Origin of the sequence: Photobacterium aquae (assembly GCF_001029445.1) — a bacterium.
In the GTDB taxonomy this organism is placed as follows: domain Bacteria; phylum Pseudomonadota; class Gammaproteobacteria; order Enterobacterales; family Vibrionaceae; genus Photobacterium; species Photobacterium aquae.
Genome location: NZ_LDOT01000002.1, coordinates 324,326 through 347,640, shown reverse-complemented (window position 1 = coordinate 347,640; position 23,315 = coordinate 324,326). Strand labels below are relative to the sequence as shown.

General features: G+C 49.3%; 23 protein-coding genes and 1 pseudogene. 14 read left to right on the top strand and 10 right to left on the bottom strand.

The genetic code is table 11. From position 1 onward, the window contains the following. Positions 1–71: 71 nt before the first annotated feature. Complete coding sequence (locus tag ABT56_RS02205) at positions 72–1,349, bottom strand: sensor histidine kinase (RefSeq protein ID WP_047877198.1); 1,278 nt, start codon at positions 1,347–1,349, stop codon at positions 72–74. Beyond that, positions 1,321–1,989: a response regulator transcription factor gene (locus ABT56_RS02200; RefSeq protein ID WP_047877197.1), complete on the bottom strand. Its 669-nt coding sequence runs from the start codon at positions 1,987–1,989 to the stop codon at positions 1,321–1,323. The genes ABT56_RS02205 and ABT56_RS02200 overlap by 29 nt, the downstream gene beginning before the upstream one ends. 91 nt (positions 1,990–2,080) lie before the next feature. On the opposite strand from ABT56_RS02200, the gene ABT56_RS02195 reads away from it, so the two are divergent. The 9 genes from ABT56_RS02195 (at position 2,081) to pyrF (ending at position 11,089) form a co-directional block, all read left to right on the top strand. Further along, on the top strand, positions 2,081–3,235 hold the full coding sequence (locus ABT56_RS02195; protein ID WP_047877196.1) for a DUF5666 domain-containing protein: 1,155 nt from the start codon (positions 2,081–2,083) through the stop codon (positions 3,233–3,235). A 121-nt stretch (positions 3,236–3,356) separates the two neighbouring features. Continuing rightward, a complete protein-coding gene (locus ABT56_RS02190) occupies positions 3,357–4,040 on the top strand; it encodes a DUF5666 domain-containing protein (RefSeq protein ID WP_047877195.1) in 684 nt (227 codons plus the stop codon). Positions 4,041–4,183: 143 nt separating this feature from the next. Beyond that, a complete protein-coding gene (gene aroA / locus ABT56_RS02185) occupies positions 4,184–5,464 on the top strand; it encodes a 3-phosphoshikimate 1-carboxyvinyltransferase (RefSeq protein WP_047877194.1) in 1,281 nt (426 codons plus the stop codon). A gap of 212 nt (positions 5,465–5,676) precedes the next feature. Continuing rightward, complete coding sequence (cmk, locus tag ABT56_RS02180) at positions 5,677–6,360, top strand: (d)CMP kinase (RefSeq protein ID WP_047877193.1); 684 nt, start codon at positions 5,677–5,679, stop codon at positions 6,358–6,360. A gap of 101 nt (positions 6,361–6,461) precedes the next feature. Beyond that, positions 6,462–8,132: a 30S ribosomal protein S1 gene (rpsA, locus tag ABT56_RS02175; RefSeq protein ID WP_047877192.1), complete on the top strand. Its 1,671-nt coding sequence runs from the start codon at positions 6,462–6,464 to the stop codon at positions 8,130–8,132. A 74-nt stretch (positions 8,133–8,206) separates the two neighbouring features. Next, the gene (gene ihfB / locus ABT56_RS02170; RefSeq protein ID WP_047877191.1) at positions 8,207–8,497 is read left to right on the top strand and encodes an integration host factor subunit beta; all 291 of its coding nucleotides are present in this window, start codon (positions 8,207–8,209) and stop codon (positions 8,495–8,497) included. Positions 8,498–8,696: 199 nt separating this feature from the next. Beyond that, complete coding sequence (locus ABT56_RS02165) at positions 8,697–8,981, top strand: LapA family protein (protein WP_047877190.1); 285 nt, start codon at positions 8,697–8,699, stop codon at positions 8,979–8,981. Between the two features lie 6 nt (positions 8,982–8,987). Then, positions 8,988–10,157 (top strand): lipopolysaccharide assembly protein LapB, encoded by a 1,170-nt coding sequence (gene lapB, locus ABT56_RS02160; RefSeq protein ID WP_047877189.1) that lies wholly within the window; start codon positions 8,988–8,990, stop codon positions 10,155–10,157. 236 nt (positions 10,158–10,393) lie between these two features. Then, entirely contained in the window at positions 10,394–11,089 is a 696-nt protein-coding gene (gene pyrF / locus ABT56_RS02155) for an orotidine-5'-phosphate decarboxylase (protein WP_047877188.1), read from the top strand. A gap of 70 nt (positions 11,090–11,159) precedes the next feature. Here the strand turns inward: pyrF and ABT56_RS02150 are convergent, their stop codons facing one another. Then, positions 11,160–11,594 carry a hypothetical protein gene (locus ABT56_RS02150; RefSeq protein ID WP_047877187.1) on the bottom strand — a complete coding sequence of 145 codons (435 nt, stop codon included), beginning with the start codon at positions 11,592–11,594 and terminating at the stop codon, positions 11,160–11,162. Between the two features lie 292 nt (positions 11,595–11,886). On the opposite strand from ABT56_RS02150, the gene ABT56_RS02145 reads away from it, so the two are divergent. From ABT56_RS02145 to ABT56_RS02135, 3 genes are all read left to right on the top strand, one after another. Then, positions 11,887–12,786, top strand: coding sequence for an AraC family transcriptional regulator (locus tag ABT56_RS02145; protein WP_047877508.1), 900 nt, complete (start codon positions 11,887–11,889; stop codon positions 12,784–12,786). A 470-nt stretch (positions 12,787–13,256) separates the two neighbouring features. Further along, positions 13,257–14,102 (top strand): hypothetical protein, encoded by an 846-nt coding sequence (locus ABT56_RS02140; protein ID WP_053062357.1) that lies wholly within the window; start codon positions 13,257–13,259, stop codon positions 14,100–14,102. Next, entirely contained in the window at positions 14,087–14,569 is a 483-nt protein-coding gene (locus ABT56_RS02135) for a hypothetical protein (protein ID WP_047877186.1), read from the top strand. Before ABT56_RS02140 ends, ABT56_RS02135 begins: the two co-directional genes overlap by 16 nt. 5 nt (positions 14,570–14,574) lie before the next feature. Here ABT56_RS02135 and ABT56_RS02130 read toward each other — a convergent pair whose 3' ends face one another. Then, the gene (locus ABT56_RS02130; RefSeq protein WP_476742273.1) at positions 14,575–14,793 is read right to left on the bottom strand and encodes a potassium channel family protein; all 219 of its coding nucleotides are present in this window, start codon (positions 14,791–14,793) and stop codon (positions 14,575–14,577) included. Here ABT56_RS02130 and ABT56_RS02125 point away from each other — a divergent pair. Together ABT56_RS02125 and ABT56_RS02120 are read left to right on the top strand one after the other, a co-directional pair. Then, positions 14,786–15,232 (top strand): annotated as a pseudogene (locus tag ABT56_RS02125) (DUF2955 domain-containing protein); the annotation flags it as partial. The gene ABT56_RS02130 and the pseudogene ABT56_RS02125 overlap by 8 nt on opposite strands. A gap of 319 nt (positions 15,233–15,551) precedes the next feature. After that, positions 15,552–16,820: an MgtC/SapB family protein gene (locus tag ABT56_RS02120; RefSeq protein WP_047877185.1), complete on the top strand. Its 1,269-nt coding sequence runs from the start codon at positions 15,552–15,554 to the stop codon at positions 16,818–16,820. Positions 16,821–16,873: 53 nt separating this feature from the next. Here the strand turns inward: ABT56_RS02120 and ABT56_RS02115 are convergent, their stop codons facing one another. The 6 genes from ABT56_RS02115 to pspF all read right to left on the bottom strand — a co-directional run bounded on the left by ABT56_RS02115 (position 16,874) and on the right by pspF (position 23,285). Further along, a complete protein-coding gene (locus tag ABT56_RS02115; RefSeq protein ID WP_047877184.1) occupies positions 16,874–17,683 on the bottom strand; it encodes a peptide ABC transporter ATP-binding protein in 810 nt (269 codons plus the stop codon). After that, positions 17,680–18,681, bottom strand: a complete 1,002-nt coding sequence (locus ABT56_RS02110; protein ID WP_047877183.1) for a peptide ABC transporter ATP-binding protein — start codon at positions 18,679–18,681, stop codon at positions 17,680–17,682. The genes ABT56_RS02115 and ABT56_RS02110 overlap by 4 nt, the downstream gene beginning before the upstream one ends. Beyond that, entirely contained in the window at positions 18,681–19,568 is an 888-nt protein-coding gene (sapC, locus tag ABT56_RS02105) for a putrescine export ABC transporter permease SapC (protein ID WP_047877182.1), read from the bottom strand. The genes ABT56_RS02110 and sapC overlap by 1 nt, the downstream gene beginning before the upstream one ends. Beyond that, positions 19,555–20,517 (bottom strand): ABC transporter permease, encoded by a 963-nt coding sequence (locus ABT56_RS02100; RefSeq protein ID WP_047877181.1) that lies wholly within the window; start codon positions 20,515–20,517, stop codon positions 19,555–19,557. The genes sapC and ABT56_RS02100 overlap by 14 nt, the downstream gene beginning before the upstream one ends. A 1-nt stretch (position 20,518) precedes the next feature. Further along, on the bottom strand, positions 20,519–22,141 hold the full coding sequence (gene sapA / locus ABT56_RS02095) for an ABC transporter substrate-binding protein SapA (RefSeq protein ID WP_047877180.1): 1,623 nt from the start codon (positions 22,139–22,141) through the stop codon (positions 20,519–20,521). Positions 22,142–22,274: 133 nt separating this feature from the next. Further along, on the bottom strand, positions 22,275–23,285 hold the full coding sequence (gene pspF / locus ABT56_RS02090) for a phage shock protein operon transcriptional activator (protein ID WP_047877179.1): 1,011 nt from the start codon (positions 23,283–23,285) through the stop codon (positions 22,275–22,277). Positions 23,286–23,315: the final 30 nt, after the last annotated feature.

The window sequence follows — 23,315 nt, the reverse complement described above, 5'->3', positions numbered from 1 at the left end:
CCTTCCGGCGGTTTTTTTGTAAGTTATACAGAATTAACGCGAGTCGATTGGCTCCCATCATTCTGCGATCACTATGCGGTAGGGGTGAAATACACCATCGTTTGAAAATGGGTGCTGTCGTTGTGGACTTTGAAGCTCCACCCCATTCGCTCGCAGATCCGCTCAACAATCACTAAGCCGCAGCCATATCCCGCATTGAACGTAGAATTGCCATCATGGCAGTTGGTAATGGTCAACTGGTTATTATCGAGGGCTATATGAATATTACCTACACTGTAGCTAAATGCATTCTTAATTAAATTGTTGATTATTATGGTTATAAAGCTCTCTGGGGCAATAACGAAGCCAGGTTCGGTGATTGTAAGGTCATAGCCGGCATTTTGCTTGGCGAATAGCGGTTCAAGTACTTCTAACTGGTGCCGTAGATGAAGGGCCAGTGGTTGACGACCAAGGTGGTGATCGTCGATGCTTTCCTTTCCGAGTAGCAAGAAGGCTTCAGTCAATACTCGCATCTCCTGACTGGCATCTTGTACCCTGCCAATGGCTTTTAGCGCCACTTTAGGTTGGTTGGGGACTTTTTCCAGCAGCTCGGCCGAGCCTTGGATCACCATGATGGGGGTACGCAGTTCATGTGAGGCAAATCGGCTGAAATCTTTTTCGCGTTGGAAGTAGCGGGCGATTTCCTGTTTGCTGTCAAGAAGCGTCTGTTCGATCTGGCGAGTTTCCTCAAATTTGGTCTCGATTTTGAACGCCTCATGTTCTGGTGACATCTGGGTGATTTTCTGGGCGATACTTGCCAGCGGCTTTGACAGGATACGGATAAAATAAATACCGTACAAAACTACGCAAAGAGAGAGGAATAGACCAAACCCAACGGTAGCCAGATGGAGATTTTTCTCGTATGCATCTAGGTAGTCGTCGGCATCATCTTGGAAGACGATATACATCAGTCCCTCTCCGGATGGGTGCTTGAGGACGATAAAGTGCTTGTCTTCAGTGCCGATCATCTGCTCGTAGAAGCCGGGTTCACGGTAGTGTTTCAGCCACGCTGGAGGTTCCAGCTGTACGTTCTCCATATGGGTGTTTGTCGGGAAAAGGCTATAGGTATTAAATTCATTGGGGTTGGGCAACAACGTGTCCTGACCATAATGGGCATAGTCGTTGACGTAGCGGCTGGCCTCGGTATCAAGCCAGTGATGGAGGCTGATGATCTCCAGTTGGTTTTCTGCAATATAGATCAGCTTCCAAAATAGCACGAAAGTGCACAGTGTCATGAAAAGAAAGCCGATCTTGATCTGGCGGTAGATGCTTGGATACGGGTTAGGGTTTAATGCGGTAGCCTTGTCCATGAACAGTCTCTAGTCGTGAAGTGGTAAAACCCTTGTCGATAGCATTGCGCAGCCCGTAAATATGACTGCGTAGGGCATCACTTGGTGGTGCATCATCGCCCCATACGGCGTCGGTGACCTCTTGCCGAGTGACGATGGCAGGTGCTCGGCGGACAAGCAATTTTAGAATTCGGTATTGAATCCGGCTGAGCTTGATGGGTTGGCCATCGCGGTAAGCCTGTTCGGTGCCGGTATCAATACGGATATCTTCAAAGCTGATAGCGCCGATATCGCGGCGTGGACCTCGGCTACTCAGCGCCTTCAGGCGCATACTCAATTCTTGCATGGCAAAGGGCTTTAGCAGGTAGTCATCGCCTCCCGCACCGAAAGCGGCCAGTTTGTCTTCTAGGCTGTCTTTGGCGGTTAAAAATAGGATCGGGATTTGACAGCTGAATTCCTCACGCAATTTTCGGACTGTGGAGATGCCGTCGATCTTGGGCATCATGATATCCATGATGATGACATCATAATAATTTTGCTGGATAAGGGTCAGAGCCGCTTCGCCGTGGTAGGCACAATCAACTTGAAACCCCTCTAGCTCAAGGTAATCAGCGATAGTCTCGACCACATTGTGGTTGTCATCAACAATCAATACTTTCACGATTTCTTTCCTGAATTTCACGTCTGCTTCACGTTGGTAGGTGTAATATACCTCTAAAGAACATTTTATTCCTTTACTTTGAGGTGGTTAGATGAAAAAAGCGGCACTGGTTATTGCATTGGGTATGGCTCTGGCTGGTTGTGGTGGCGGTAGCGATGGTGGTAGTACGCCTACGACACCGACTAAACCAGAGACTTCGCCGAGGGCTGTACTGGGTACGATTGATTCAGTGGACGCTCCATCTAACCAAATCGTGGTGAATGGCTACCGTTACGACGTGGCTAGCGTAGGTTATGGCAACAATGCGCTGTCGATTGCTGATCTGCAAAAAGACATGATGGTTCAGGTATTGTCGGGTACTAAGGCAGGTGTTCAAGTTGATGTCGAGCCGACTCTTGTTGGTGCTGTGACCGCGGTCGATCACGTAGCGAAGACTTTTACAGTCAATGGTATTAACCTGACCTTTGCTGGTTTGAGTGCCGAAATTGACCTGAATGATTGGGTGATGGTGTCTTCATTGCCATCGGCAACAATGGGTTACAAGGTATTGTCTGTGGTTGAGTTTGAAGCCGACAAACTGGGTAACCAAGTTGAAGTGGAAGGCCGAATCTCAAGCAAAGATGAGAATACCGGCTCATTTAAGTTGGGCGCTAACCTGACTGTGAACTATGCCAATCTATCTCATTTGCAAGTTGGTCAGTGGGTAGAAGTTGAGGGCACGATGAACGGTGCTGAACTTGACGCTCGTGAAGTTGAGATCGACAACTATGACGATCTGGATGAGGGCAACGAAGTAGAAGGCGTAGTGACCTGGGTTGCCAATGATCTGTCATCGTTTGAGCTTAGCTACCGTGGCCGTTTTGCTGTGAATGCGAGCACCCGTTTTGAAGACGGTAACAAGAGCCATTTGAAGCAAGGTGCGCTAGTTGAAGTGCAGTCAGCTCTGCGCAATGGCCAGCAGGTAGCAACCGAAGTCGAGTTCGACAATGATAACGACTATGTACCGGGTGGTAACTGGCAAGAAGTGGAAGCGGAAGGCAACGCCAAGGTGATTGATTCTGTTGCTGGTACGTTTTCTGTGTGGGATGAAGAAACATATAAAACAGTTAACTTTACCACAGATAGCAACACGGTTTTCGAAGGGGTGACGATGCTGACCCTTGACGGTGAGTACGTTGAAGTTGAGGCCGTTGTGATTGACGGTAAGAACGTTGCCCGCGAAATCGAACGAGACTACCGTGGCTAATCATTGAGCTAATTACGATTTGTTGAGTATAGCGCCCTTCGGGGCGCTTTATTTTTATATGCCTCAGGCGTATGGTCTATCTATTCGATTATCAATGGTACTAATGAGTTAAGAAGGGTTTATGAAGACATTGTGTATCGCGGTGGCACTGAGCGTATTGTTGGGCGGGTGCGGTGAACAAGCCTCGCCTCCAGCAGAGGCGGGAGCACCGAGCGTGGCTGCCTCGAGCAAGGTGTCGGGTGTCATCGATGCGGTGTCTGGTAACGCTATCACTCTGGCAGGTAAAACATACACGGCACAGATGGCAGATGTCTCCTATGAGGGCCAGGCATTTAATGTTTCTATGGAGCAAAAAGGCATGGCCGTGACGGCAACGTTGACCAACGGCAACGTGACGGAAATGGTACTGGAACCGGCCTTTGTGGGGATAGCAGAACTGAATCTAGATAATCAACTGCTTATCAACGGCACGGTACTGAGTATTCCTGATCCTGATGTATTCAATCTGGATTACAAATTCGGTGGTGGAAGCCTTGGCTGGGTGATGGTGTTCGCGCATCTGGATTCGCAGAATCAATGGGTGGTGACCAATGTATCACCGGTTAATGCCATGCCGAGTGCCGAGGTGGAAGGCCGGGTGAGCGGGCTGACCGATACGCAGTTCCTGCTGTCTGGTGAGAAAATTGATTATATGCCATCGGCAGTATCCGGTAGCGCGACGCTGGCTAATGGTATGTATGTACAGATGTTCGGTCAATTCACCAATGGCTTATTTACAGCGAATCGGGTGGATATCAAAGAATAGTCTTCGGTTGCGACAGGGTTATTGCGTCAATATTCGTGATGGACCAGTGAGGAGAGACCTCATTCAAAAGTGGGTATAGATCACAATGATATTATTGGTTACTCTGCAATAACTGCGACCAAACAGGATTGATGACCTAACAGATGGAAAGTTTAACCTTACAGCCAATCACGACGATTAGTGGCACCGTGAATTTACCGGGCTCGAAAAGTGTATCGAACCGAGCATTATTGCTGGCGGCGCTGGCCAAAGGCACGACTCGGCTGACCAACTTGCTCGATAGCGACGATATTCGCCACATGCTTACCGCCTTAGGCCAGCTTGGTGTGGCCTACACGCTGTCGGAAGACAAGACCGAGTGTGAAGTAACGGGCTTGGGCGGTGCATTTCATACCGATAAGCCACTGGAACTGTTCTTGGGTAATGCGGGAACCGCGATGCGTCCGTTGGTTGCGGCTTTGTGCCTTGGCCATGGTGAGTACGTTCTCACCGGAGAGCCGCGCATGAAAGAGCGGCCCATTGGCCATTTGGTGGATGCCTTGCGCACCGCAGGGGCAGAGATCTCCTACCTTGAGAATGAGCATTATCCGCCGTTGAAAATTAACGGTACGGGCCTGGCGGGAGGGAATGTCGAGATTGATGGTTCTATTTCTAGCCAATTTTTGACGGCATTCTTGATGGCAGCACCATTGGCCGATACGGATACCACGATAGCTATCAAAGGCGACTTGGTATCCAAGCCTTATATTGATATTACCCTGCATATCATGGCCCAGTTTGGGGTTACGGTCGAAAACCAACATTACCAGACGTTTATTGTCAAAGGCGGACAGAGCTATGTCTCGCCGGGAGATTTGCTGGTAGAAGGCGATGCGTCTTCCGCATCTTACTTCCTTGCGGCGGCTGCGATCCGTGGCGGTGAAGTAAAAGTGACCGGTATTGGCCGCAACAGCATTCAGGGTGATATTCAGTTTGCCGATGCACTGGCGGCAATGGGCGCAGAGATCGAATGGGGTGATGACTATGTGATTGCCCGTCGCGGCGAGCTCAATGCGGTCGATATGGATTTCAACCATATTCCGGATGCGGCGATGACTATTGCGACTGCGGCGCTGTTTGCCCAAGGGACAACGGCTATCCGCAATGTGTACAATTGGCGGGTCAAAGAGACCGACCGTCTGAGCGCGATGGCGACCGAGCTGCGCAAAGTAGGGGCTGAGGTAGAAGAAGGGGAGGATTATATTATGATCACCCCGCCGTCTCAGCTCAAACATGCGGCGATCGATACCTATGACGATCACCGGATGGCAATGTGTTTTTCGCTGGTGGCGTTGAGTGACACGTCGGTGACAATTAACGATCCCAAGTGCACATCAAAGACATTTCCCGATTATTTCGAAAAATTGGCGATTTTGAGCCAGTAACTCGGGTATCTCGTCCTTTTACTGACAGCCTGCTGGCAACGGTGGGCTGTTATCGGTCATGCTGATATATGGTAAAGATAATTTTTACTGATTGGTATCACAGCCATTTTCCCGTATAATGCGCAACCGATTTTGAGTGGTAATACGCATGGGCAAAATTGTCGTGCTTACGCGTATTACTGCTTACGTTAGAACGAGTTTGGAGAGAACCTATGTCTATTCACGCACCAGTGATTACTGTTGATGGCCCGAGCGGTGCCGGCAAAGGCACCCTGTGTATGCTGTTGGCAGAAAAACTGGGCTGGAAGCTGCTGGATTCTGGCGCTATTTACCGTGTGCTTGCCCTAGCGGCAATCCACCACGGGGTAGACCTTGAGTCTGAAGATGCCTTGGTTCCGTTGGCTGCTCATCTGGATGTACAGTTTGTTGCCGAAGGTGAGTTGGTTAAGGTTATTCTTGAAGGCGAAGATGTATCCGGAGAGCTTCGTAAAGAAGAGACGGGTATGGCTGCGTCTAAGGTAGCTGCGTTGCCACGCGTACGTGAGGCCTTGCTGCGCCGTCAGCGTGCTTTTAGCGAAGAGCCAGGGCTAGTAGCCGATGGGCGAGACATGGGAACTGTGGTCTTTCCTCAGGCCGAAGTAAAGATCTTTCTAGATGCCAGTGCTGAAGAACGTGCGAACCGTCGCATGAAACAGTTGCAACAGAAAGGCTTAGATGTTAACTTTGACCACCTTTTGAAAGAAATTCAAGAGCGCGACGATCGCGATCGCAACCGAGCGGTTGCACCGTTGCGTCCCGCTGATGATGCTGTGGTGCTAGACTCAACGGAGATGTCCATTGAGCAGGTGACCGAACAGGCATTGGCTTATATTGAAAAGATATTATCGGCTAAATAATTAGTCTGATGGTGCGTCGGTTTCAAGGATGATGTCCGACTTTATTTCCAACCCCACGAGGTAGGATACCCGTGGTTGTTAATTACTTTGAAGATTGAAAAATGATTGAATCTTTTGCTCAGCTATTCGAAGAGTCACTAAAAGAAGTTGAAACGCGTCAAGGTGCCATCGTTAAAGGTACTGTTGTTGCGATCGAAAACGGTTATGTACTTGTTGACGCAGGCCTTAAGTCTGAGTCTTCTATCCCTGCTGAAGAATTCAAGAACGCTGCTGGCGAAATTGAAATCGAAGTTGGCGCAGAAGTAGACGTAGCTCTAGACGCTGTTGAAGACGGTTTTGGTGAAACTAAACTTTCTCGTGAGAAAGCGAAGCGCCACGAAGCATGGATCGTTCTTGAGAAAGCTTACGAAGATGCTGAAACTGTTGTTGGTATCATCAACGGTAAAGTTAAAGGCGGCTTCACAGTTGAACTTAACGGCATCCGTGCGTTCCTACCAGGTTCACTAGTAGACGTACGCCCAGTTCGTGACACTGCTCACCTAGAAAACAAAGAGCTTGAGTTCAAAGTAATCAAGCTAGACCAGAAGCGTAACAACGTAGTTGTTTCTCGTCGCGCAGTTATCGAATCTGAAAACAGCGTTGAGCGTGATGAACTTCTTGCTTCTCTACAGGAAGGCATGGAAGTTAAAGGTATCGTTAAGAACCTTACTGACTACGGTGCGTTCGTTGACCTGGGTGGTGTTGATGGTCTTCTACACATCACTGACATGGCTTGGAAACGCGTTAAGCACCCATCTGAAATCGTTAATGTTGGCGACGAGATCAACGTTAAAGTTCTTAAGTTCGATCGTGAGCGTACTCGCGTATCACTAGGTCTTAAGCAGCTAGGCGAAGATCCATGGGTAGCTATCGCTAAGCGTTACCCAGAAGGTACTAAGCTTTCTGGTCGCGTAACTAACCTAACTGACTACGGCTGCTTCGTTGAAATCGAAGAAGGCGTTGAAGGTCTTGTACACGTTTCTGAGATGGATTGGACTAACAAGAACATCCACCCATCTAAAGTTGTTAACGTGGGCGACGAAGTTGAAGTTATGGTTCTTGATATCGACGAAGAACGTCGTCGTATCAGCCTAGGTCTTAAGCAGTGCAAAGCAAACCCATGGCAGTCATTTGCAGAAATGCAAGCTAAGGGCGACAAAGTAACTGGTAAGATCAAGTCTATCACTGACTTCGGTATCTTCATCGGTCTTGAAGGCGGCATCGACGGTCTAGTTCACCTATCTGACATTTCTTGGAATGTTGCTGGTGAAGACGCAGTTCGTGACTTCAAGAAAGGCGACGAAATCTCTGCAGTTGTACTAGCAGTTGACGCTGAGCGTGAGCGCATCTCTCTAGGCATCAAGCAGATCGAAGAAGACCCGTTCAACGGCTTCGTAGCTCTTAACAAGAAAGGCGCTCTAGTAACTGGTACAGTTACTGCAGTTGACGCTAAAGGCGCAACTATCGAGCTAGCTGAAGGTGTTGAAGGTTACCTACGTGCTTCTGAAGCATCAGTTGACCGTGTTGAAGACGCTACTCTAATTCTTTCTGTTGGCGATTCAGTTGAATCTAAGTTCACTGGCGTTGACCGTAAGAACCGCGTAATCAACCTATCTGTACGTGCTAAAGACGTTGCTGAAGAGCAAGAAGCAATGGCTACACTGAACAAGCAAGATGATGCTGCGTTCGGTAACGCTATGGCTGACGCATTCAAAGCGGCTAAAGGCGAATAATTGAGCATAGGGGGAACATTTTTCCCCCTAAGCGGTTATACTACTGAGAAACATACTAAAAAACCGGAGTGTTTATGACAAAGTCTGAATTAATTGAAAGGCTATGTAGTCAACAAACACATCTTTCTGCCAAACAGGTAGAAGATGCGATCAAGGAAATCCTTGAGCATATGGCGTCAACACTTGCTGATGGCGACCGTATTGAAATCCGCGGCTTTGGCAGCTTCTCTTTGCATTACCGTGCTCCGCGTGTAGGTCGCAACCCTAAAACTGGCGACAAAGTGGAATTGGACGGCAAGTACGTTCCCCACTTCAAACCAGGCAAGGAACTGCGCGACCGTGTTAACTTGGCTCTTGCCGGTTAACCGCGTATAGATCAAAAAAACGGCATACTACTTGGTATGCCGTTTTTTTATATCTATTGATCATGGTCTGATGAGCCAAAATCCTGCATAATCAGCCCATACCGATCTGTCCTTAGAAAAAGGCTTTTGTTAAATATAGCACTTTGACATTCACGGATAGGTAGCACATCTGTTTACATTCAAGTGAGAAGGATTCACGATGAAGATACTGACTGTTCTTGTATTGGTTGCCTGCTTTTTAATTACCCTTGCCTTAGGTGCCCAGAACCAGCAGCTGGTAAATTTTGATTTTCTGATTGCCCAAGGTGACTTCCAGTTGTCCACCCTGTTAGGGATTGCCTTCGGTGGTGGTTTTGCCCTTGGCTGGCTAATTTGTGGTACCTTGTACCTGAAGACGCGTTTCACTCGAAATCGTTTGATGAAGAAAGTCGAAAAACAGCAGAAAGAATTGGATCAGCTACGTGCCGAGCCTGTTAAGGAATAATCGTTAATGCTAGAGCTGTTGTTCCTGCTATTGCCTGTTGCCGCCGCCTACGGTTGGTACATGGGTAACAGGAGCGCTAGTAACAAACAACAGGAGCAGTCTCACCATATGTCACGTCAGTACGTGACGGGTCTGAACTTGCTGTTGTCTGATCAGTCAGACAAAGCGGTGGATGTATTCATCGAGCTGCTCCAAGTTGATAGTGAAACTATTGATACTCACCTGGCCCTGGGGAATTTGTTCCGCAGCCGGGGAGAGGTTGATCGCGCTATTCGTATCCACCAAAATTTGATTGCCCGTCCTAATTTGACCATCGACCAGCGTAACTTGGCCTTGCAGCAGTTAGCTCAGGATTACATGGCCGCAGGCTTTTTCGACCGCGCAGAGAAAATTTTCCATCAGTTGCTTGATGAGCCCGATCATCGTAAAGGGGCATTGAAGCAGCTACTGACGATTTACCAGCAGACCCGCGAATGGGAGAAAGCGATAGATAGCGCTTCCCAGTTGGTCAAGTTGGGTAAGAGCCAGCTCAAGCACGATATTGCCCATTATTGGTGTGAAATGGCGATGCTGGAACTCAGTGCGCAGAGCCCGGATAAAGCCAAGTCGATTCTAAAAAAGGCCCTTTCTGCGGATAAGCAGTGTGTTCGTGCATCGATCATGACCGCGAAAATCCTGATCAGCGAAGAGGATTACAAGGCAGCGGCCAAGTATCTTGAGAAGGTTGTGGACCAAGATATTGATTTTACAGGCGAGGCGCTGCCATTGTTGTTGAATTGCTATGAAGCATTGAACAATGAAAGTGGCTGGCTCAAGTACTTGCAGTATTGTGTCGAGCATAAAGCAGGTTCTACTGCCGAATTAATGTTGGCGGATGAAATTGCCAAGCGCGAGGGCGCAAATATGGCACAGAGCTTCATGATGCGTCAGCTGCAGAAAAACCCAACCATGAAAGGTTTCTATCAGTTGATGGATTACCACCTTGACGAAGCTGAAGAGGGGCGAGCCAAAGATAGCCTTGCTACCTTGCGTGGCTTGGTGGGGGAGCAGTTGAAGATGAAGCCCCATTACCGTTGCCGTCAATGTGGTTTTGCCACCCATTCGCTTTACTGGCAGTGTCCGTCGTGTAAAAGCTGGGGAACCATCAAGCCGATCCGCGGCCTTGATGGTGAATAGACAGAGAAGACCGCTCTTTATCAGAGCGGTTTTTTTTCGCCATTAGCTGGATACATATCAACCGATTTGTAATTAAGTGGTAATAACAAACGATTGGCTGCTCACAAAGAGTTGTTGTTTTGCGCGCTACGTGACAGTAATTAAAAAATACTCGCAAAAATAGATATTTGCTGTACAATCCTGACCGCCTCCGCTAGCCGGGGGAGGATGAAAATGATAGCGAAGCAGGAGATGCCATGTTAGACCCAAAAGTGATTGTTGCGCTCGATTACCCAAGCCAAGACGAGGCGCTGGCCTTTGTTGATCGTATTGAGCCGGGAAGCTGCCGCCTCAAAGTTGGTAAAGAGATGTTTACTTATTTTGGCCCTGACTTCGTGCGTAAACTGCATGATCGGGGCCATTCTGTATTTCTAGATTTGAAATTCCACGATATCCCGAATACTTGCTCCCATGCGGTACGTGCTGCGGCCGAAATGGGTGTATGGATGGTGAACGTTCATGCCTCTGGCGGCGAGCGGATGATGACTGCGTCGCGTGAAATTCTTGAGCCATATGGCAAAGATCGTCCGCTGCTGATTGGCGTTACTGTGCTAACCAGTATGGAAGCCTCGGATCTGCGCGGTATCGGTATTCAGTGCGAGCCGCAAGAGCAGGTGCTGAATTTGGCACGCCTAACCAAAAACAGCGGCTTGGATGGGGTAGTGTGTTCGGCTCAGGAGGCTAGCCTGCTAAAAGGTGAGCTGGGCCAGTCATTCAAGCTGGTGACACCGGGTATTCGTCCGGCGGGCAGTGCAGCTGGCGATCAGCGCCGTGTAATGACGCCAGTGGAAGCGGTGGCCGCAGGGTCTGATTATCTGGTGATTGGCCGCCCAATTACTCAAGCAGAAGATCCAGCGGCTGTATTGGCGGCCATTAACAAGACGCTGGCATAACGGGTAACCCCGAATACATGAATAAAAAACAGGCACTATGATGAACGATCTAGTGCCTGTTTTTCATTTGTTATAGTCCTAACCGTTCTATTAGTGCTGTTCTTGTCGTTTTGCAAATGTCCGTATCTTTTGCGAGTGTGACACTTTGATACTTTTCTCCAGAATGCGTGTTAACACTAATGTAGCAGTGTTTTCCTTTCCCTCTGATACCGAAAGTGACCGCTGAAATATCATCCGCCTCAATAGTTTCGTCTAATGCTGACCATATAAAATTGAACGAAATATGATTGTTTACAATCGTCATTGTGTGAAATCGTTCAGCAACGGAGTAGCTGAGAAACATAAAAAATGCAGCCAAAAAAGAGGTCTTTACCGTGGCGTTAAAGAGCGATTTTTTATTTAAAATACTAACGGTAAAAAGCACCAAGCAAGACACTGAGCCCAAAAGTTTATAAAGGCTCAAAGCATATAGTTCAGATTCTGGTGTTGCTGAAATGAATTCCATCGTTAACCTTATACCCAAGCGACCTCTAACTGCTTGCTTCCGTGAAAATGCATTGGCCTTTTAATCAGGCGCAGGGTTCGAACCATCGAGGCTCTACGTTAACGGTATCATCCTCAACAGGGGAAATATTTTCAATGTGTTGCAGTGAGCAATCATTAAGTTTGCGGCATATAGGGTGAATACTATAGGGCAGATAGTTAACGCGGTTTATCCCAACTTGGCAGAATAGTGATTGAAACTCTGTATGAAAGCGGTAGGCTGCATGTTCAACGATGAAATGGTGAGGAATATCATGGTTGTTGACTACCACAAGCGGCTGCTACCCGTTATCCGTTACCTTGAGGCACATTTTAACGAGCCCTTGAACTTGGTTGAGGTTGCCGCGTTAGCCAATATTTCCCCATACCATTTTCATCGCACTTTTAGGGCCGTGCAAGGCGAGACGCTGGCCGATTTTATTCGCCGGTTGCGGTTAGAAGCCGCCGCCAATGAGCTGTTCAAGTCTAAGCCTGCGGTTTTACATATCGCATTGGAATACGGTTTTTCTTCCTCTCAAAGTTTCGCCAAGGCGTTCAAGCAGCATTTTGGTGAGACCCCAACCACATTTCGCGACTGTCAGGATTATGATGCTTTCAGACAGATGATGCGAAACAGCAAGATTGGACACACGTTGCGCAAGATCGGAAACGAAGTAACCACGGATGCCCCATATACTGGTCAAGAACCTTCAATATGGAGCAGGACAATGGAAACACAATACTTCGAGCCGACTAAACTGGCTTATATCCGTGTTACCGGGCCTTACGGGAAAGGTTATGAAGAACCGAGTACTCGTTTGTACCAATGGGCTGGAATGAAAGGGTTGGCCGGCAATAGCTGTATATTCATTTACCACGATAACCCAGAGATTACCCCTGATGATAAGTGCCGAACCGATATCTGTCTGATGGTACCGGATGATACCGACGTTCCCGCAGGGCTTGAACTTCAAGATTTTCCCGGTGGTCAGTATGCGGTGATGCGGCAAATGGTGACTGATGTTAGCCAGTACGGAAAGGCATGGGATGCTCTAATGAGTGAGGTGGTTGCCACTGGGATAGAGAACGACAACCGTCCTTGTTTTGAGCTGTACCATAGTTTTGATCCGCAGACCCAGCATGCAGATGTGAGCTTCTGTACTGCTATTAAGTAAATAAAGACTAACACCAAAGCCTACTCGGGTAGGCTTTGGCTGATGACCCATCATTTTCATACCCTTAATAAACTATAAGTATTAAACGTAACATTTTGACTCCATTCTATAATGGAACAACTCTTGCATTAATTATATCGCGATATTATTTGTCTAATTGAAGGCCCATTTTTTTTCAATTTACAGATAATATGCAAATTGAAAACAATTTTGGGAATCTGTTATTAATGTGAGAGGAAAAATGAAGCGCACTCGAAAATTGATATTTATTTTAGCAATGCTATGCATAACCTCACAAAGCTATGCTGTACCGGATGCGGTCTGTGGTAATGGTAAACATGTTGGAAACCCTCATTGTGTTACTTCTTCAGCTGCCCCTATGTTGGAGTTATCTTCAGGGTGGCTTGGTGCAGGGGTCTTGTTTGTTGCATCTAGTTTAGGTCTGTATATAAGGAGAAGAGTAATTAACCGTGAGGATAAGTAATAATAGGCATCATAAAATAAATAATAAAGAGGATGATAAGCTATGGCGAGGTGTGTTTTATGACACCTCGTTTATATTGCTATCTCTTTTAACAATAGCAAACGGCTTAACAAGCAGTCTCGTAGCATGGTTTAACGATTTCAGCCAATTCCCGGTTAGCCCTATACTGATATTTACAGTATTTACTATTGTTTTTCTGCATCTCACTGATATTTCGACAAAAAAATCACTCATACTTCCGTGTCTGGTTTTAGTTTTTTTCCTCATGATCCCCAGCTCATTAGCATCATGGGTAGGATTGCTCATTGCTGCAATTTTATATCGGCTACAGGTGGGCCGTTTTGAAGGCAAGGTTGTTCTTTTGACGATGCTAGCATTGAGCTTTATTTGGAAAAACTGCCTGTTTAAGATTTCTAGTGGTTTTATTTTGCATGCGGAAACATGGTTTATCGGTCAGCTTCTTTCTCCTTTCTTTTCAGACCTTTATATTCATAAAAACCACCTTCTTTTAAGTGAGGATCATAACATCTCAATAGGTATAGGGTGCTCTGTTTTTTTTAATGTTTCTTTCGTTATTCTTGGTTGGGTATCGATGTTTTATCTCCTTGGTTACACTAATATCAATACAAAATGGTTTTTAAATATTTTTCTTTTTCTTTTGCTTACCAATGTTATTAGAATAGGGTTAATGTCTATTGATTATCAGGTCTATATTTGGATGCATGATGGTGTTGGTGCGAATATATATAATATAATTCTTGTTATTATTTCAATATCTCCTATTTTTCTCTCTCTGCGCTCTCAAGGGGATAAACGATGCCGTATCGAATAATTGCGTTTGCGATTTTTATCTTGTTAGTAGGCATCAGCCTATCACTGAAGATATACCGCTACACGGTAGAAATTTCTGCCCCAAAACATCTTATTTTAGAAGAACAATTGGTCGATTCTATTAAGAAAAAAGGATGGGGTCTTAAATTGAAAGAGCCAATGAACACGAATGAGAGCAGTTTCGTCTATATGCTTGAGCACAAACATTGCCCGCAGGGGGTGTTTGTAAGCATTCTTGGTCAAGATGCAAGCGACAGGCACTTGTTGTCTCAGTATATGAGAAACAATAATATTATTTTTCTTTTGGATGGAAAACAGATAGATCATTTTATGATGCTTAGGTTTTATATGATGACGGTATATGTCAATGTGATGCGTCTCTTCGACGAATCTAAGCCTCTACCCTTAGCACTTTCAGTTTACATTCCTGCCGAAAGTAAAGAATGCCGATATTTTTTTAATATTTAATTCACCTATAATTCGCCTATATTGTGTGCTTTATGTTCAAAATTAGAGGTGACTAAACTGGATACGACAACAGCCATGTAAAATATACCGACAATTGCTTCTAGGAGAACGAGTGTTTTTGCTATCGGGGTGACGGGGCTAATATCGCCATAACCAAGAGTTGTTAGGGTAACAAAACTAAAGTATGCGCTATTAGAAAAATTCGCCTCCCACGCTATTGTCATGGTAACCATGGTATGTACTATCCAATTGAATTTGGAGCAAAGCACTATCATCACCATTATTGTTGCGTTGATCATCAAAGATCCCGATCCCAGTATTGGTAAAGATTATGGTTTGAGACGGTTGCTTACCACATATGCCAGCGTGTTATATGCCATTCCACCGTTAGTGATGAGCCTGTTGCAAGTCAACCTTGTAGGAACGCTGGGGGTGGCGGTGATAAGTTCTCTGTTCATGGGGATTCATGCTGTATCGAAGAAAGCCAGTTATAACTCGATTCAGTTGCTGTATTCAAGCTATGTCGTACTGGTTTTCTACGGTATTACTTCGACCAATATTAGCGCTATCTCCGATGATTTGGTTCGTTTTGGTTCTGTTTTTGCCGCTGTCTTGCTTGGTATCATGAGCTTGATTGTTTTGCATCCAAGAGATGGAAATTGATACGGACATGTATACTTAAGCTACCTCAAGTTGCCTGTTTCAGTGGACTCTGAATCCAGCATTTTGAGGTAATTCGATATGCTAAAAAGCACCGAGTACGCTCAGTGCTTTTTAGCTGTTATTTTTCTATGTTCCATAGGGTATGGCGACAAAAAGGCCTATCTGCTATGTAAATGCCTCTATCTACCCTCACACGTTTGACGCCTTCCGCTGTTATTGCATGACCGCGTTATGGTTTCCCCCATTCCGTGACCCACTCAGCATTCACAGCTTGCGACTCCCTCTACACTGAAACTATCACTGGCCAGTGGAGAGCGTTATGGAAACGGAATTCGATTTCTCTTCCCCTTACATACGGTTAGCGATTGCCTTGCTGCTTGGGGCGATTATTGGGATTCAGCGTGGATGGGTGGATCGCAATGAAGCGGCGGGAACCCGCATCGCCGGGATCCGGACCTATTCCTTGGTGGGTCTGCTGGGCGGGATTTGCGGGCTGATAGCCAGCCATTTTTCAGAGCTGTTCCTTGGGCTGGCCTTTGTCGCGATGGCCGTTGTGGTGACAGTGGCCTATAAAACCCGCCAGCAGTTCAATGTTAACCTGAGCATTACAGGCTTGGTGGGCATGTTGATCACCTTCTCGCTCGGGGTGCTTGTGGTGATTGGCGAGCCTGTACTGGCGGCGTCTGTCGCGGTGATCACGGCGATTATTTTGGATAATAAGCAGGAGATGCATACTGCCTTGCAGCGTCTGCAGGAGTACGAACTGGATGCTGCGCTGCGGTTGTTGCTGATTTCAGTGGTGATGCTGCCATTGCTGCCTAATCAGGCGATGGGGCCTTGGCAGGCGATTAATCCGTATGAGATCTGGTGGATGGTGGTGTTGATCGCCAGTATCTCCTTTATTGGCTATTTCGCGATGAAACTCGGCGGGGCGGAGAAGGGGATTTTACTGACCTGCCTGTTTGCCGGTTTGAGCTCTTCAACGGCACTGACCCTCCAGTTTTCCCATTTGTCGAAAAATCAACCGGGCTTAAGCGGATTGCTGGCTAGCGGCATACTACTTAGTTGCGGCACCATGTTTCCACGGATCCTGTTTGTCTGCTCGGTGATTAATATGCCGTTGCTGAAACTGCTGGCGTTACCGCTCGGGGTGATGATGGTGGCGTTTTACCTGCCTGCGGTGTGGATCTGGTATCGCCACCGTGGTGATGCCACCACTGAGCCTGATATGAAACAAAACCCGTTGGCGCTTTCTGCGGCTCTATGGTTTGGGATTATCCTGTTACTGATTATGCTGCTGTCGAGCGCCTTGCAGGCGTGGTTTGGCGAGACCGGGATTCTGATCCTTGCCGCGATTTCCGGGATCACCGATGTCGATGCCATAACACTGGCACTGGGCCGGCAAAGTACGGCGAGCTTGCTGCTGTCCACGGCGGCGTTGGGGATCGTGATTGCGGCTTCGGTAAACAGTTTGGTTAAGATGGGGATGGCGTGCGTAATAGGCCATGCTGGGATGCGTAACTATATTATTTGGCCGGTCTTGTTGTCGGTGTCTCTGGGCGGGGCAGCAGTGATGGCAATGGCGTGATCCCGTTTCCCGTGTAATGGATGGGGATAGCGGGAGCACGCCGGATAAGTCAGTTAGGCGGGACTCACGTTGCGGCTGCTGCGGTCATGAGCCGGTGCGGCGAAATGGCTGTCGAGCAGCTTTTGGGTCAGCGGATGCTGAGGGTTGCTGAATACCTCGGAAGTCAGGCCTTTTTCGACCACTTCACCATTTTGCATCACCATCACCTTGTCGGTGAAATGCTTGATCACCCCCATATGCTGCGAGACGTAGATATACGACAGTCCCATTTCTTCCTGCAATTCGAGCAGCAGGTTGATGATCTGCGAGCGCATTGACATATCAAGGCCGTTCAAGGCCTCGTCGGCGACGATAATACACGGCTGGAGGATCAGCGCGCGCGCGAGAGAGACGCGCTGCTTCTGCCCGGTTGCCAGCATCTGCGGGTAGAAATAGGCGTGCTCGGGCAGCAGGCCGACCCGTTTTAAGGTCTCCATGATCCGGCGCTCGCGTGCGTGCGGGGTCATGTCGGTATTTCGCTTGAGCGGCCCTTCCAGTATTTTGCCAATTTGCAGGCGCGGGTTGAGCGAGGTATTGGGATCTTGGAAGATCATCCTGATCAGCTTGCAGCGGGTCAGGTAGTCGCGGTGGGCCAGCGGCTCGCCGTTAACCCGGATTATCCCCTCGGTTGGCTCGACCACCCCGGCTAGCATTCTGGCCAAGGTAGATTTGCCTGAACCGTTTTCCCCCATGAAAGCGATGGTTTCGCCTGCTTCCAGAGAGAAAGAGACCGGTTTTACCGCCTCGATGGTCCGGCGTCGAAACAGGCCGGAGCGGTAGTGGTAGTCTTTTTTCAGGTTTTCGACTTCAAGCAGTGCGCTCACTTGCTGGTTTCCTCCATGTTCAGCGGGAAGTGGCAGCTGAACTTATGGGTTTTAATCTTCTGGCGTTTCGGTACTTCAACGCATTTGCGCTGGGCATGTGGGCAGCGCGGGCCTAGGCGGCAGCCAATCGGCAGGTGCTGGAGCGGGGGAATCGAGCCCGGTAGGGTTTCCAGCTTGCTTTTGTGCGGCAGCATGTCCATGTTGAAATCGGGCATCGCCCGCAGCAGCGCCTCTGTATACGGATGGTGAGGCGATTCAAGCAATTGCTGGCGGCTGGCCGATTCAACCGACTGGCCACAGTACATCACCGTGATCCGGTCGGCCCATTGGGTAACCGTAGTCAGGTCATGGCTGACCAGCAGGATTGTGGTGTTGCCCAGCTGGTTCATTCGGCTCAGCAAGCGGAAAATCTGGGCCTGGGTAATAGCATCCAGATCGTTCGTTGGCTCATCGGCAATCAACAGGCGGGGGCGGTTGGCAATGGCCATGGCGATCATGACCTTCTGGCACTCGCCGTCGGTCAACTCGTAAGGGTAGCTGCGCATTACCCGCTTGTGCTCTTTGATCCCGACCTTGTGGAGCAGGGCAATGGCCTGCTTTTGGCGCCAGTGCAGGCGTTGCCAGAAGCGTCCCGTGAACGACGAGGACGGAATGGCTTCTTCCAACTGTTCGCCGACGCGTTCGGAAGGATCCAGACAGGCTGACGGCTCTTGGAAGATCATCGCGATTTCGCGGCCTACAACCCTGCGTCGCTCTCGCGGCGACAGGGTCAGCAAATCGATATCACCAAGGCGCAGGCGATCAGCGCTGACCCGCCAGTTCTTCTTGGTCGCACCGGCAATGGCCTTGGCGACCAAGCTCTTGCCCGAGCCGGATTCGCCAACCAAGCCGCGAATTTCCCCTTCGTTGATGGTCAGGCTCATGCGATCGACGGCCTTGACCATGCCTTGCGGCGTGTCAATCTCAATGGTGAGGTTTCGAATATCGAGTAAAGGCATTAGTCAATCCCCGCATTGATAGCCTGGCGGAGTCCTTCTCCAACTAAGTTTACAACCAGAACACTGAAAGTGATGGCCAATCCCGGTAAGGTCACCGTCCACGGAGCCAAATAGATTAGCTCGATGGAGTCCCCCAGCATCGCTCCCCATTCAGGGTGCGGCGCCTGCGCGCCGAGGCCAAGGAAGCCCAGTGCCGCGATGTCCAGGATCGCAATCGAAATCGCACGGGTCAACTCGTTGGTTAATACCGTCAGAATGTTCGGCAAAATAGAGTGGTAGAGCAGGTAGACGTTATTTGCGCCGTCTAGCCTTGCTGCGATGATGTAGTCTTTTTCTACCTCGGTATGGACCGCGGTGTAGACTGCTCGGATAAATCGAGGGATCAGAGCCAGCCAAATGGCCAGCAGGATATTGGTTTCGCCCGGTCCCATGTACGCCACCACGATAATGGCCAGCAGCAGAGAGGGGATCGACAGGATGGTATCAAGCACATGGTTGAGGAAGCTGGACTTCAAGCCGCTACTCATACCAGCCAGTACCCCGATCAGAATACCGATGGCGGCTGAGGCAATGGCGATCAGGACGGCGTAGCCGAAAGTTAGCTGGGTGCCGATCAACAGGCGGCTGAGAATATCCCGGCCAAGGTCGTCGGTACCGAAGAAGTAGTCAACTTGTCCGGCCGAATCCCATGATGGTGGCATCAGGAGTTCGCCCACTTGGCTAATAGGCTCATAAGGGGCAAGCCAAGGAGAGAGCAGGGTGACGATCACCAGTAGCAGCAGGCACCAAAAGCCAAAGAACGCCAGCGAGTTGGCCCGGAAGTTCTGCCATGCTCGTTCCCACTGGGTCGGGATTTTGGTTTCCTGATAGATGTTATTTGAGAGCATACCATTCCTTCCGTACAAGCGGGTTGACGAATGCACCGGCCAATTCAGACAAGATGTTGGCTAGCAAGATGAAACCGCCGACGGTGATCACACCTGCTTGGATGGCAACAAAGTCTTGGCGAGAAATAGCATCAAGCAGCCAGCGGCCGATACCCGGCCAGTTGAAAATGGACTCGGTCAGCATGGCGAAGGTCATCATGGTCGAAAACTGCATCCCCAACTTTGGGATAATTGGCGGTATGGCATTGCGCAGCACATGGCGGGCAATGATTTCGAACATCGACAAACCTTTGGTTTGGGCAACCTTGATAAAGTTCTGCTCCATGACGTCTGACACCGAGGCGCGGGTCAGGCGTATGACTTCTGTGGTCGGTGCCATCGCCAGCACGAGTGTTGGCAGGATAAGGTGGCGGATGACATCAAGCAGGGCTTCTGCCCGGTAAGGCTTGTTAGAGAGCATGACGTCCACAATGGCGATGCCGGTGACATGATCGATTTCGTACAGCAGACTATAGCGGCCGGAAACCGGCAGCCAGCCAAGATTAAGCGAAAACAGCATGATCAGCAGCATTGCCAGCCAGAATAGCGGAATCGAGTACCCGACAAGGGTGATCGAGGATATTGCGGTATCGGTATAGCTACCGCGCTTTACGCCGGCCCATGTACCAAGTGGGATACCCACCAGCAAGGAGAGTAGGAAGGCGAAAAAGCTCAACTCCAGTGTGGCCGGAAACACTTGGATGATTTCAAGCAGAACGGGTTCTCCCAAGGCATTGAGTCCAAGGTTGCCGCTGAGCAGGTTGCTGAGGTAGGCCATCCAACCAGTCCAAAATGGCTGGCTGGCCCAAAGCGAACCGCTATCGAGCCGAAGGAGGCTGTAACCAATTACCGTCAGGATCAGCAAGGTGATCAGGAACAGGTTCAGGCGTCGAATCGTATAAATAAACATATCAGTTTTCGTTCCGATATACCGTTGAGAAAGAACGGGTACCAAAAGGACTCATTTGCAGGCCACGTAGCGAACGGTGATGGACTTGGAAATGCACACCGTGGGCTAGCGGAATGATTGGAACCTGCTGATCAAGAATATCCTGGGCAAGGAAATAATAATTCAGGCGCTGGTCAAGCTGTGTGGTGCGCGAGGCAAGTTCTAGCAAGTTTTCGAAATCAAGATCACACCATTTCGAGGCATTGAGCCCAGCACCTATGGCATCGCAAGACAGTAACGGGCGCAGGAAATTATCCGGATCGCCGTTGTCAGCCACCCAACCTGTTAGGATCAGATCGCTGTTGTCTTGGTCGATTTTGCTAAACCGGTTGACGTTATCTTGGGCGATGATGGTTACCTGAACGCCAACCGCATTGAGATCGGCTTGGATCAACTCGGCTGTTTTGCGCGGGCTTGGGTTGTACGGCCTTGGCTCAAGCGGGACCCACATAGTCAGGTGCAGATTCTTGTCGAAGCCAGCTTCTTTGAGTAATTGCAGAGCCTTGGCTGGGTCATAGTCGAGAGCCTGACTGTTATGGTTGTAGGCCCAAGACATTGGTGGAAGCAGGCTGCGGGCTTGCGTGCCGGTGCCGTAGTAGACCGAACTCAGCAGGTTGTCGCGGTTGATGGCATGGTTGATGGCCTTGCGAACACGAATATCGGCCAGTTCAGGCTGCTTGGTGTCTAGTGCGAGGTAGGCCACGTTCATACCGGTTTGTGCGGTGAGATTGAAGTTCTCGTCTTCGTTGATCACCGGCAACTGGCTGGCAACGGGGGATGACAGTACATCGCACTCATGGCTCAGCAGCTTGGCAAGCGTACCTGTACCGCGAGAGGAAATGTCAAATACCACCTGATCCATCGGGGCCGTGCCCTGCCAGTAGCCCCAGTGGCGGCTCAGGCGGACAAAATCGTTGGGCTGGTATTGCTCTATGTGGAAAGGACCTGTTCCAACGGGCAGTTTGTCGATTTGATCTGGCTTGCCGGCGCGTAGCAGGATGTCGGCGTATTCCTGTGAATGAATGACCGCATAGGCTGTCGCCAAGTTGGCTAAAAACGCGTTGTCTGGGCGCGACAGGGTAAACTCGACCGTCTCCGGATCGATAACCCGAACATCCTCGATGAGTCCTGCAAAGTTTTGGCTTTCAAACCACGGATAACGGCCGCCCGAAATAGCATGGAACGGGTGGTTATCGTCAATGACTCGCTTGAAGCTAAACACGACGTCCTGGGCATTGAACGGGCGTGTAGGTGTAAACCAGTCAGTGGTTTGGAACTCGATACCGGTTTGCAACTTGAAAGTGTAGCTCAAGCCATCGCCGCTGACAGTCCAGCTCTTGGCCAGCGAGGGCTGCGGCTGGTGGCTGACGGGGTCAAGCATCAGTAAGCGGTCAAATACCTGAGCCGCGAGGGTATCTGCGGTCAGTCCGCCTTCGACAAGCTGTGGATTGAAGGTGGTAGGGGTATCTTGCCCACAATAGACGAAGCCTTGGCGACGAATACTGCTGTCCAGCTGCGGATCAGTACAGCCAACAAGGCTGGCAAGGCTGATACACGCAAGAAGGAAACGGGTATAGGCACTCATAGAATAGGTAATTTTTTGAAAACAAGATTACAAATTTACCACTATCATAGTTCGCCACCAAGCAATAAGCGGCAAATACCTGCAAACTTAAAGGATTTTTTCCAGATCGTACGGTATTTTGCCGTTTATGTTTTTATTCGTTATTGCCAGCCAGTTGGTATTTGCGCAGCAGTCCACGTAGCTGGTGGTAGCTTAGGCCGAGCAAGTCAGCCGCTTTGCGCTGGTTGAACTGGGCTTGTTTTAGGGCCTGCTCGATGACGGTGATTTCCTGATCCTGTTGCCATTGGCGAAAATCCATCGGCAAGGACGGCATCGGTGCGATCGCGTCGTCTGCCTGTTCTACGGGGAGGCTTGATGCATGGCTGTTATCCCAAGGGGCTCGGAACGGGTCAAGGATGATGTCGTCGATGGGCAGATCTTCGTTGTTGTTGCGAAATACCGAGCGCTCCACCACGTTTTTCAGTTCGCGGATGTTTCCCGGCCACTGGTAAGCCAGAAGTTGTTCAGTGGCTGCCGGGGTGAAACCAGCAAAGTAACCGAAGCCCAGTTCGCGGCACATTCTGACGGCATAATACTCTGCCAATGGCAGGATATCTTCTCTTCGCTCTCGAAGCGGGGGCAGGTGGATGATATCGAACGCCAGGCGATCAAGCAGATCGGCCCGAAACTTTCCGTCGGCCGCCAGTGCCGGGAGGTTTTCATTGGTTGCGCAGACAAGACGGACGTTGGCCTGACAGCTCTTGCTGCCGCCCACTCGCTCATATTCGCCATATTCAATCACCCGTAGCAATTTTTCTTGGACCCCAAGCGGTGCAGTGGCCAGCTCGTCGAGGAACAAGGTCCCGTTTTCTGCCCGTTCGAAACGGCCTTGATGGCGTCCTTTGGCACCGGTAAATGATCCAGCTTCATGGCCGAACAGTTCGGAATCAATCACCCCGTCACTGAGTGCTGCGCAGTTGAGTGAGATCAGAGGATGGTCCCAGCGGCGTGATAGGTAGTGCAGGCGCTGGGCGATGAGCTCTTTGCCAGTACCGCGTTCCCCTAGGATCAGTACCGGGCGGTCAAGTGGAGCGAGGCGAGATGTCTGATCGAGTACCGTAAGGAATGCTTCAGACTCACCGATTAAATTGTCCGTTTTTCGCATGGTTAATCTCGCTAACTGTTGGCGTATTTG

Coding starts and splice junctions, on each gene's coding strand:
- ABT56_RS02205 (WP_047877198.1), bottom strand. CDS start 1,349: ATGGACAAGGCTACCGCATTAAACCCTAACCCGTATCCAAGCATCTAC.
- ABT56_RS02195 (WP_047877196.1), top strand. CDS start 2,081: ATGAAAAAAGCGGCACTGGTTATTGCATTGGGTATGGCTCTGGCTGGT.
- ABT56_RS02190 (WP_047877195.1), top strand. CDS start 3,357: ATGAAGACATTGTGTATCGCGGTGGCACTGAGCGTATTGTTGGGCGGG.
- aroA (WP_047877194.1), top strand. CDS start 4,184: ATGGAAAGTTTAACCTTACAGCCAATCACGACGATTAGTGGCACCGTG.
- cmk (WP_047877193.1), top strand. CDS start 5,677: ATGTCTATTCACGCACCAGTGATTACTGTTGATGGCCCGAGCGGTGCC.
- rpsA (WP_047877192.1), top strand. CDS start 6,462: ATGATTGAATCTTTTGCTCAGCTATTCGAAGAGTCACTAAAAGAAGTT.
- ihfB (WP_047877191.1), top strand. CDS start 8,207: ATGACAAAGTCTGAATTAATTGAAAGGCTATGTAGTCAACAAACACAT.
- ABT56_RS02165 (WP_047877190.1), top strand. CDS start 8,697: ATGAAGATACTGACTGTTCTTGTATTGGTTGCCTGCTTTTTAATTACC.
- lapB (WP_047877189.1), top strand. CDS start 8,988: ATGCTAGAGCTGTTGTTCCTGCTATTGCCTGTTGCCGCCGCCTACGGT.
- pyrF (WP_047877188.1), top strand. CDS start 10,394: ATGTTAGACCCAAAAGTGATTGTTGCGCTCGATTACCCAAGCCAAGAC.
- ABT56_RS02150 (WP_047877187.1), bottom strand. CDS start 11,594: ATGGAATTCATTTCAGCAACACCAGAATCTGAACTATATGCTTTGAGC.
- ABT56_RS02145 (WP_047877508.1), top strand. CDS start 11,887: ATGGTTGTTGACTACCACAAGCGGCTGCTACCCGTTATCCGTTACCTT.
- ABT56_RS02135 (WP_047877186.1), top strand. CDS start 14,087: ATGCCGTATCGAATAATTGCGTTTGCGATTTTTATCTTGTTAGTAGGC.
- ABT56_RS02130 (WP_476742273.1), bottom strand. CDS start 14,793: ATGACAATAGCGTGGGAGGCGAATTTTTCTAATAGCGCATACTTTAGT.
- ABT56_RS02120 (WP_047877185.1), top strand. CDS start 15,552: ATGGAAACGGAATTCGATTTCTCTTCCCCTTACATACGGTTAGCGATT.
- ABT56_RS02110 (WP_047877183.1), bottom strand. CDS start 18,681: ATGCCTTTACTCGATATTCGAAACCTCACCATTGAGATTGACACGCCG.
- sapC (WP_047877182.1), bottom strand. CDS start 19,568: ATGCTCTCAAATAACATCTATCAGGAAACCAAAATCCCGACCCAGTGG.
- ABT56_RS02100 (WP_047877181.1), bottom strand. CDS start 20,517: ATGTTTATTTATACGATTCGACGCCTGAACCTGTTCCTGATCACCTTG.
- sapA (WP_047877180.1), bottom strand. CDS start 22,141: ATGAGTGCCTATACCCGTTTCCTTCTTGCGTGTATCAGCCTTGCCAGC.
- pspF (WP_047877179.1), bottom strand. CDS start 23,285: ATGCGAAAAACGGACAATTTAATCGGTGAGTCTGAAGCATTCCTTACG.